Annotated in this window: 10 protein-coding genes, 2 tRNA genes and 1 pseudogene; 5 read left to right on the top strand and 8 right to left on the bottom strand. The window is 39.8% G+C overall.

Going from position 1 to position 10234, the window contains the following annotated elements:
• From ACLL8Z_RS07940 to ACLL8Z_RS07920, 5 genes and pseudogenes are all read left to right on the top strand, one after another.
• The coding region (locus ACLL8Z_RS07940; protein WP_411274234.1) for an amidohydrolase family protein at positions 1 to 1085 on the top strand (1085 nt) is incomplete at its 5' end.
• A gap of 707 nt (positions 1086 to 1792) precedes the next feature.
• Positions 1793 to 2080: a hypothetical protein gene (locus ACLL8Z_RS07935; protein WP_411274233.1), complete on the top strand. Its 288-nt coding sequence runs from the start codon at positions 1793 to 1795 to the stop codon at positions 2078 to 2080.
• Positions 2005 to 2511: a sulfatase-like hydrolase/transferase gene (locus ACLL8Z_RS07930; protein WP_411274232.1), complete on the top strand. Its 507-nt coding sequence runs from the start codon at positions 2005 to 2007 to the stop codon at positions 2509 to 2511. Before ACLL8Z_RS07935 ends, ACLL8Z_RS07930 begins: the two co-directional genes overlap by 76 nt.
• A 77-nt stretch (positions 2512 to 2588) precedes the next feature.
• A pseudogene (locus tag ACLL8Z_RS07925) lies at positions 2589 to 2894 on the top strand (sulfatase-like hydrolase/transferase); the annotation flags it as partial.
• A gap of 68 nt (positions 2895 to 2962) precedes the next feature.
• Positions 2963 to 3343, top strand: a complete 381-nt coding sequence (locus ACLL8Z_RS07920; RefSeq protein WP_411274231.1) for a hypothetical protein — start codon at positions 2963 to 2965, stop codon at positions 3341 to 3343.
• 347 nt (positions 3344 to 3690) lie between these two features.
• Here ACLL8Z_RS07920 and ACLL8Z_RS07915 read toward each other — a convergent pair.
• The 8 genes from ACLL8Z_RS07915 to ACLL8Z_RS07880 form a co-directional block, all read right to left on the bottom strand.
• A tRNA-Leu gene (locus ACLL8Z_RS07915) sits at positions 3691 to 3776 on the bottom strand.
• 67 nt (positions 3777 to 3843) lie between these two features.
• Positions 3844 to 3919 (bottom strand) — tRNA-Gly (locus ACLL8Z_RS07910).
• A gap of 169 nt (positions 3920 to 4088) precedes the next feature.
• Positions 4089 to 5900 (bottom strand): serine hydrolase domain-containing protein, encoded by a 1812-nt coding sequence (locus tag ACLL8Z_RS07905; RefSeq protein WP_411274230.1) that lies wholly within the window; start codon positions 5898 to 5900, stop codon positions 4089 to 4091.
• Between the two features lie 308 nt (positions 5901 to 6208).
• Complete coding sequence (locus tag ACLL8Z_RS07900) at positions 6209 to 7732, bottom strand: DUF4394 domain-containing protein (protein WP_411274229.1); 1524 nt, start codon at positions 7730 to 7732, stop codon at positions 6209 to 6211.
• Between the two features lie 233 nt (positions 7733 to 7965).
• A complete protein-coding gene (locus ACLL8Z_RS07895; RefSeq protein WP_411274228.1) occupies positions 7966 to 8406 on the bottom strand; it encodes a ubiquinol-cytochrome c reductase iron-sulfur subunit in 441 nt (146 codons plus the stop codon).
• 18 nt (positions 8407 to 8424) lie between these two features.
• Positions 8425 to 9330, bottom strand: coding sequence for a DUF5777 family beta-barrel protein (locus ACLL8Z_RS07890; RefSeq protein WP_411274227.1), 906 nt, complete (start codon positions 9328 to 9330; stop codon positions 8425 to 8427).
• 10 nt (positions 9331 to 9340) lie between these two features.
• Positions 9341 to 9889 carry a YceI family protein gene (locus ACLL8Z_RS07885; protein WP_411274226.1) on the bottom strand — a complete coding sequence of 183 codons (549 nt, stop codon included), beginning with the start codon at positions 9887 to 9889 and terminating at the stop codon, positions 9341 to 9343.
• A partial coding sequence (locus ACLL8Z_RS07880; RefSeq protein ID WP_411274225.1) for a hypothetical protein occupies positions 9889 to 10234 on the bottom strand: 346 nt, incomplete at its 5' end. The genes ACLL8Z_RS07880 and ACLL8Z_RS07885, both read right to left, overlap by 1 nt.

Here is a 10234-nt window from a genome sequence, read left to right as displayed (position 1 = left end):
TTACCTCCTATATGGAAATGCCCAATACTATTCCTAATACTCTTACAATTGATTTACTGAAAAAAAAATATGCCATTGCAACTGAAAAATCATTAATCAATTATTCATTCTTTCTGGGAATAATCGGTGGCAATGAAGAAGAGTGGCGAAAAGTAAATCCTAAAACTGTTTGCGGAATTACTGATGACGGGCTTTACTTTTCAGATAAAGGAATGATGTTGTGTTCGAATCCTCAATTGATGGAAAAGGTATTTAGCGAAGCAAAAATTCTTATAGCCATACATTCCGAAGATGAAGATATTCTTGAAGAAAACAAACTGCATTATCAGAAAATATACGGAGAAAACATCCCCTTTGAATATCATCCCCTGATTCATTCAGAAGAAGCCTGTTTTATTGCAACTAAAAAAGCATTGGAATTGGCTGAAAAACACATTACACGCCTGCATATATTACACCTCTCAACTGCAAAAGAAGCTAAATTGTTTAGTAATGATATCCCACTAATAGAAAAAAAGATTACTACCGAAGTTTGCATACACCATTTATGGTTTTGCGATGACGACTATAAAAAACTGGGAGCAAAAATAAAATGGAACCCATCCATCAAGACAAAAGCCGATAGAGAAGAATTATGGAAAGCCTTGCTCGATGATAGAATTGACATCATTGCAAGCGACCACGCACCCCACGCTATTGAAGAAAAAGAGAAAAACTACCTGCAATGCCCAAGTGGTGCGCCAATGGTTCAACATTCACTTATTGCCATGCTTGAATTTGTCCATCAGGGTAAGTTATCTCTTGAAAAACTTGTAGAAAAAATGTGTCATAATGTTGCAGATTTATATCGTATTGAGAATAGAGGCTATATCCGTGAAGGATATCATGCCGATTTGGTTTTAGTTGATTTGCACAACCCCTGGACAGTAGATAAATCCAACATACTTTATAAATGCGGCTGGTCGCCCTTTGAAGGCGAAACATTTCAGGCAAAAGTCTCTCACACCTTTGTCAACGGAAATCTTATATATGAGGATGGAAAATTTCCCGAGTTTATTCCTGGGCAAAGGGTAACGTTTTATTAATCAACAGTATTTTACTTTGATATGAATATTCGTAACAGCTATCGGTACCGATTTAGGAAGAACAATCATATCGGCAATTCTCGTAAAAGCTCTAAAAACCAACTAGTGGTAACGAGTTCAGACAGGCAATTTAAAGCATACCGACACATGAAAGTAAAAAGTTTAATATTTAACAACCAATCTGTTTTTACTCCGAATCATTTTTGCTTTCAAAACCAAAGTAAACATACGTTGCCGGCCATTCCCAATAATCTGTTCAAACATCAATAAATAGCTCAATACTGATAAACTTTCCTATTCACATGCTCTTTACACGAAAAAAGAGTTAGCTATTAATGCAACCCAGAGTACCCAAACCCAAAAAACCTGTAAAAGGTTTTTTTACAGGTTTTTAAAGTTGCTCATCGTACCCCCGGACGTATTAAAGTCGAACCAATTTCTTGAAGATTTAAAGAAAATCGCAGCTTTACAGAATGCAGTAAATCCCTAGTTTCGAAAATAAAGGAACTGAGGCTTGTACAAATATCAAATTTGAATAAGGTATTTATCAAAATAATTTAGGTTAAAGTTCAGAAAATAATTTCAAACATGATTTGTTGCAGTTTTTAATCTTTTTTAATCTTTTTTTAATTGCTTCTTGTTTTCTTTACTTTGATTATAATAGTCTTCACCGAGTATTAATAAATAATTGATGATAAAAAGGTTTATTGCGCTCCTTGCGGTTTCTCAATTATTTTGCCGTTGCTGGAATTACCCAACAAAAAGTTTATCCCAAACCCAATATTGTAATCATTTTGGCTGATGATATGGGCTATGGTGATGTTTCTTCAAATAACCCTTTTGCCCGGACAAGAACACCCAATATAGATATGATGGCGCAAAATCCATCGTATTTACTGATGCGCATTCTGGCGGGTCTGTGTGCATACCTTCACGATACGGACTTCTCACCGGACGATATCATTTTCGTGTTCCACCGCGTAAGGAATATTTAGGTTATCTGCCTCCGCTGATTGAACCGGGAAGAGAAACCATAGGTTCGCTCATGCAACGAGCGGGATATACTACCGCAAGTGTAGGAAAATGGCATGTGGGGGTGAATTGGAAATTGAAAGATGACCTCAAGCCGCAAATTCCTGATCGAAATGATAAAACAATAACTAACACAGACTTCTCCCGTGATATAAGTGGCGGCCCTAATTCACTAGGGTTTGATTATTCTTATATTTTACCTGCATCATTGGATATGCCGCCGTATGTTTATGTAAAAAACAGTCAGGTTGTAGATCCGGATGTGATACTTACTGCCGATGCCTATCCTAAAATGCTGCCGGGAACCACTTATGCGTGGGACAGGAAACACACGAATGAAAATGATATATATTGGGAACACGGTGTTTGGTGGCGAAATGGCGAAATCTTTTAAAGTGGAAGATTGCCTTGATACCATTGTGAATGAAGGTCTTTCATTTATCAAGAATCAGGTAAAAAAATAGTCCTGGAAAGCCATTTATGCTTTATCTGGCTTTGACAGGTCCGCATACTCCCTGGATGCCAAATAAAAACTTTAAAGGCAAAAGTATTCTGGGGACCTACGGCGACTTTGTTGAGCAGGTAGATGATTATGTGGCGCAGGTAAACAATACCTTAAAACAATTAAATATTGATAAAAATACAATAGTCATATTCACAAGTGACAACGGAGCTCCATGGGCAGAAGATGATATTCAGGTTTATTCACATCAGGGCAATTATGGCAATCGAGGACAAAAGGGCGACATTTGGGAGGGGGGCACCATATTCCCCTGATTGTACAATGGCCTGATAAAATTAAAGAGAAGTTTATATTCCCACAAACGGTAAGCTTGATTGATTTTATGGCTACGTTTTCTGAAATGACTGGCCAGGCTATAAAAAGCAATTCGGGCGAAGATAGTTTTAGCTTCTACAAAGTTTTAAGCGAGAGATCGGTTGCTCCTGTAAGAGATCAGATTATTTACATTTCATCACGCAATCTGCTATGCATAAAAAAAGATGGATGGAAGTATGTTGATGGTTTAGGGTCGGGAGGGTTCACCGAACCCAGTTTGCTAAAACCTGTAAAAGGTGGGCCATTGGGCCAGCTTTATAATTTGAAGAACGACCCGCTTGAAAAAAACAATTTATACCTGCAATACCCTGAACGGGTGAAGGAACTATCGACCCTGCTTACTGAACTAAAAATGAAGGGATCCAGTAATAAAAGAAGTACTCATTAAAAATTAATTCAAAATCATGAAGTTCTATTTTTTGTCAATTCTATTGGTCTTGGGCACTATCGCAAATGCGCAAAAAAACACCAAAAGTTACGAACTAAAGACCTCAACGTTGTCATCTGGACTAATCTCGTACCGAAATTCAATGGTGAGTATAAGCTGCAGATTTATGTCTTGCAATCGAATATTTTATAAAACCTTCCTGCTACAAAGAAAGCAACCCAGGATTATAGATGATAGCGTAATCAAGCGGTCATAGTAAACATTGCATCAGCTTGTAGAATAGTGTATGTTAAACTGTATGTAATAAACAAAAAACCCTCTTTACAACGCGTAAAGAGGGCTAATTGTACTCGGAGCGGGAATCGAACCCGCACTCGCTTTAGGGCGAACAGGATTTTAAGTCCTGCGTGTCTACCAGTTCCACCATCCGAGCGGATGATTGTGCCCGAAAGCATTGTTTTTCCTTTAAACTTAAATCCCTTCCTGGTAGGGAAGGGATTTGGAGCGAAAGACGAGATTCGAACTCGCGACCCCGACCTTGGCAAGGTCGTGCTCTACCAACTGAGCTACTTTCGCGTTTTGGTGACTGCAAATATAGACAGAAAAGCCTTTCTGTCAAGCATTTTTTATTTTTTTTGAGGGTGTTTGTTTAACGGCTTGCTAATCAGTGTATCTCTTATTAAGTTACACCTTTGCCCCATAGAAAATCTTTAATGCATCGTTTAATTTCTCGCCTTTTTGACAATTATTCGGTTGTTGTGGCAGGGTAATCATTCCCCTTAGCAATGGCCTCATATATAGCATCCTGGATCCTCGGACGAATCCTCAGGCTGTTTAATCTGTTGCTTACCGATGGGTAAACCCTGTTGGATAAGAATATATAAATCAGTTCATTTTTAGGATCGACCCATACACAGGTACCCGTGTAGCCCGTATGGCCATAGGTGCCGACAGATGACAAAGGCGAAGGATAATTTGCACCATCGCCTCGATCAAAACCAAGACCGCGCCTGCTTAAACCCGACTGGCGGGATGTAAAAAGATCGACTGTTTGGGGCTTGAAGTATTCAACTCCCCCATATTTTCCGCCATTCAGCAACACCTGATTCAAAATGGCTAGATCGTTTGCACTGGCAAACAAGCCGGCATGGCCCGAAACACCGTCTACCAGAGCAGCACCCTGATCATGAACATACCCCTGCAGCAAAGTTTTGCGGAAATAGTTATCCTGTTCTGTCGGAACGATATTTCCCCGTTCGAAGCGGCGGCGCGGGTTAAATCCTGCCGTACGCATTCCCAGAGGGGCGTAAAACTCGTTCATTACATACTGATCAAGCGAAGCGCCGGATTGATGTTCTACAACCTCCTTCATCATATACATGCTAATATCACTGTATACATACTGTCCACGGGTCCTAATTGGCGAGTTCAGCATTTTTGGAAGCATGGCTTCCTGGTAATAATTTCTGCGGACATAATAATTGTCGGCAACTTTCACCGGATATGCATAAGAAGAATCCAGACTATGGTCCTGGGATTTAATTGCGCTGAAAAAGTCGAGATTTACGAAGCCTGCCTGATGGAGCATAACCTCTTTTAAAGGGATAAATTCTTTATTTGTTTCCTTAGCCTCAGGAAAGTAAGATCCGATATTGCCGTTGAGGTCAAGTTTGTGCTGTTCGTAAAGCCGCATGACAGCTATGGTTGTGGCGGCAGTCTTAGTAATTGATGCCACATCATAAATATCGTCTGTTTGAGTAGGCTCAGCACCGCCGTAAGTATGTGAACCATATGCTCTATTGAAAATCACATTTCCATTTTTTACTACCATAACCACGGCACTTGGTGTGGCGTGCTGGCTTATCGCTTCATTTACTATGCGGTCAATTTTATTCAGGTTAGCAGAGTTAATTCCCACGTCTTCAGGAATTGAATACCGTAGCCTGATCTTTTCCGTAGAATAGCCTGCCCCCGCCGGGTAGTCCAGGTTAACGGTTTCTGTTAAACGGTTATGGGCAATAACTCCACCGAAAATAAGCTGCGCAGAATAGTCCGCAGAAAATTTAGAATTCTCCGGATTCCATATTATTGGTGATGTAAATAAGCCAAGCAACCCAAGGGCAAAGGTATTACCATAGCCCACGAGAATTACTTCCTTTTTCTTTTGAAGCCCAAGGATAAAATTAACGGTTTCCTGAAATGCGAGAGATTCAGCATTTACCTGAACTATAAGAGTTGTATAGGGTTCGAATTTCGCAGAGGTAGCATGCACCAGATCGAGTTCATCTATAGGGGCATAATTACGCAGCATAGCAATGAAAACGCTGGAATGTGGTGAGCCTATATTTATAGAAGCAATTTTTCTGTCCTTGAGATTTACCAGGGGAATACTGCGGGAAGTATTATTGAGCAAGACTGCTGTTTGCTGAGCATCTGCTTTGGAATTTAAATCAGCGGAAATTTTTGACGGCATTACCCGATCGTTAAATCCTCCGAACACAATGATCATTAACGCCATACCTGCACTCATGCATATGCAGGCAACTTTCCTTATCAAAAATTTTTTCCCCAAATTAACAATATCAAAATCGTTTACACTAAACCTAATATCACCGGATATTAGGATCCCCTCTTGAACAAGAATCCCCAATTCTCATTGTTCTATTGCTAATATAGCTTACATACTTTGAAAACGCAAGAATCAATGATATATTCTCAACAACGGAAAATTTTTAATATAAAGTTGTAAACGAGCATAAATCGCTGGTAGATATTTCAACTATGTAAAATGCCGATTTACGCAAAAAGGAGGATAATCTATTATTAAATAGAGCTATCCTCCTTCAGATGATAAAAAATCTGTTTTTAAAAACCTAATCCAATTGTGAATCCTTTCACAGTTTGTGGGAAAGTTGCACCCGCAGTTGCTGCGCCAGTAGCCAGATTTATCGAATACATCTTTGCTGCACCGGCAACACTAAAAATTCCCCAGGCATTATTGCTTGTTCCACCAATATCAAAGCCGTTTGACGACTCTATATTTACTCCCAGGGGACCCACATCTACCAACGTTCCACTGTTAGGTGGATCTTGTTTTAAGAGACGATCTGTTTGTGAATCTATGTCAAATAATACGGTGGCTGTAGATCCGGCGAAGTTATTGGTATAAGCAACACCCGTAACCTGGGATGTTATAGGATTTATCATTCCATCAACTGTAAGAGCTCCATCCATAGGATTTACCCGAAGATTCAAACCTGCGTTGTTTACAATTCTAATACGATCTACTGTGGGATTAAAATCGAATCCTACATCAGAGCCGGTAACCAGGCTCGCCAATGGTCCAGTACCTAACATCGTTGCAGCACCTGAGGAAGCATTGATTGAGTACAGACGACTTGTACTTCCTATAGCGAAGAGCTGGCCATTAAGTGGCCTCATATCAAGTCCGATAAGTGTTTCACCAGCCTGAGTACCTGTAATCGCTTTAGCAACCGTCGTGATCGTTGGTGCGGATGGGTTGAATATCAACATTTCATTATTACTATTCAACGCGTAAGCCACCGGCTCAGTTGGAATTGCGATTGCTACGATCTGGGCCATGAAATTACCCACCTTTGAGGCTTTTCCTGTGTTAAGATCGATAGTAAATAAACCTGACTTTCCGCCAACCGACATTGCTGCAAGTGCTACAGTGCCATCCGGACTGATATCAAACCCTCCGGCATCTTCTATATCATATCCAATATTTCCGACTTCAACAAGTTTACCATCATTCGGTGGATCTTGCTTGTGAAGCTTATTATTTGTAACATCGATGTCAAACAAGACAGTTGTTGTTGCACCAGCTCTATTTTGAGTATATGCAGCTGAATTTATTTTAGCATTTGTTACCGCATTGAGATTCATATCAGTAGCGGCAACAGTACCGGTCTCAGGGTTTAAGCGGAGATTCTGGTTATTAGAAGTGACGAGCCTGATACGGTCGACTGTAGGGTTGAAATCGAATCCAGCTACGGTGCCGCTTAATGCCGGAGTAAAAGATGTCGTTCCGATAGCCCGCGAATTACCCGTCTTTTGATCGATAACATAAATGCGGCTTGAGCTTCCTAGTCCATATAACTGGCCGGTTGCAGGACGAAAGTCTATACTAAGTATGGTCTCATTGGCTTGTAAACCAGTAATAGTAACCTGGGAAGTTACAGTAGTTGCATCCTTTGCATTGAGCAGCAACAGTTTGCTATCAGCCGTTAAGGCATAAAAATTGAGATTGGGACCTGCAACAATTAAATCCAAATCATCTTTCCTGTCTTTTTTGCAGGAGGTACTTGCAATTGTGATAACAACTGCACATACAATTGTTAAATGCCTGAGTAATATTTTAAACATACATTGATTTTTTTGGTGAATAAATGGTTTTTCGAAAGCAACAATCTCTACCTACGAAAATCATTAATCAATAGTTTTCGAACTGAGTTTTACTCGACCACTAAAACGAGTTTGATCTCACCAAATACATGCATTCCCCGCTATGTTACCTGCAGGAAAGTAATCAAAAAATGGTTTCTAAGATTCACCAAAATGGCGACCGTTAGAAGCGGTCGCCCCATCCATTTCAACAATCAGCTTGTAACGGTTAGTGTGTTACCTGTTATAGCAATAGCATATTTTTTCAAATTGACGGTTGCGGGACCTGTTGTAACCACACCTGCATTAGTAAAAACGCTGAAGTGATTTGGACAGACAAATTGTCCCTGAGTGGCTTTATATTCAATAGCGGTACCCTGATGTGTACATGCCACCTGAACTGCGGTGAATGAAGCTAACACGTTAGTCGCTGCCAATCTTACAACGATCACTCCACTTACTGTCTTAGAATCTCCAATCGACTTAATATCGTTATTCAAGTCAAGATTGAAGTTAATCGCCGCCGGAGGCGGTGGTGGTGGGGTAGTTCCCACTCCGGGTGTTGCATCTCCATCCTTACCACAAGCTGCCAAACATCCTGTACAGGCAGCCGCTAACCCAATACCAAGGGTGCTTAAAAATTCCGTTCTTTTCATGTTTTCTTATTTTAATATTTACGGTTTCGGTTGATAAAGTGTGAACATTCTGGAAATTGTAAATCCAAATCGATATTGGCCTTTACCCCATGACGATGTAGAATTAGGTAAAAAGTTATTTTCTGCGATAGCTTTTGAATTAGCGAAATTCATCGTGAAAACATGGCCACCCGTCTCAATTTCAACACCAAGACCGAGAGGGTTGTAATAATTTATATTGGGATTATCTTTCCGGTAATCAGAATTTATCAGGTAATAATCCGCGACTATCCCAAAACGTTTCGTGAATTTATATCTGCCGGCAAAGCCAGTGGAAAATAATGTACGCTCGTCACCGTTCCCGAGCACAACGTTTCGGAACAAAAACCCTGGTGTAACCTGGAGAGATAGGTTAGTGGAAAATTTTCTGGAAATTATAGCCTGTATGAAATGTGAAAAACGGTTGCCGTAGTTATCAAAAACAGCAGTATTTACCTTGTACGGCGTAAAGCCTGTCTTGATTAATGCGCTGACAGAAACAGGCGAACCGGACTTGTCTTTTTGCTGTAACAGTGCATACTTTAATTGCAAATCCAGAAGTTGCTCATATTTGCTCCGGCCAAATGAAATATTAAAACGGTCTGATATTCCGTATTCGAATCCAATATAAATGTCACTTGAATTATCAAATCCATAGAGTGTTCTTGATCCTCCGTCCGTTCCGCCGATATCGCCGAAGCGATGGATTACCTTAAAATCCAAATCGTACCTTTTAATCATTGTAGTGGTTTGAGAAAGAATAAGGCGGGTTGATTTAAAGGAAGCTGTAACTGCCGCTGAATCTTCATCCAACGATATATTACGCATGAGTGAATCCATATTTTGAGCTGCACTCTGATAGATTGATAGCGAGAATACTATCATTAAGATGTAAATTTTACGCATAAATTTGTGTTTAGGTTACGGTAATAAAAGTGCCTTTAAGAGTAATTTTAATTGTTTCTGCTATGTTTTTGAATACTAGCGAAGGTATTTTGATGTCGTGATCCTTACACTTTACCTCAAAAACAGAATTTATTTCAAGTTTCCCATTCATCACTCTAATAGTTCCCAAAATAGTACGCTTCTTAGATATGCCGTGTACTTCAAGATCACCTACGACCGTAACTGGATACTCTCCGTCTTTTGAAATGTCGATGGGTGTATTTAACTTCCCTTTGAACCTGGCAGCTGGAAACTTATCTGATTCCATGTAATTTTCATTGAAATGTTCCTGCATCAGACTTTTTCTAAACCGGAAACTTCTTATCGAAACACCAAATTGGATTTCGCCATTATCTGTATTAATTACGCCATAAGCACTCTTAGAAACGGCTTCAATGTTCTCAATTGGTGCCTCAGAAAACAAAGTCACTTCCGCGCTCTTGGTAATAACTACTGCTTTGATGGTCCCGGCAGATGGCATGAAGGATAATATTAAACTGATCAGTATCGCCGCGTACATTAGTTTCTATTTTTATTTAGGTTAGTTATTACTCCCACGCTCATACCTGCAGACCTCAACCTAATATTACCGTAACCAAGATCTGTGAGCGGCAATTTAAGATATGGATTGAAAGCGAACTTTATGTTATTGGTCAGGTTCCTTTTGTAACTTAGGTTGAGATTAGCAATGCCTAAGAAGTGATTGTTCTGATAGCCGGTATGGAAGGATCTTAAGCCGAAGTTTCTATACAGTAATTCCTGAGCATTAAGATCCCTTTTGATGGATCGGACTATTAAAAGCTTAAGTTCATTTCCGCTGATCACAATTTTGTTTCTAGAGTTTACACGTGAGAAGTTACTGAAT

Origin of the sequence: Daejeonella sp., from assembly GCF_046590655.1 — a bacterium.
Classification (GTDB): Bacteria; Bacteroidota; Bacteroidia; order Sphingobacteriales; family Sphingobacteriaceae; genus Daejeonella.
This window is presented reverse-complemented; position numbering and strand designations above follow the sequence as displayed.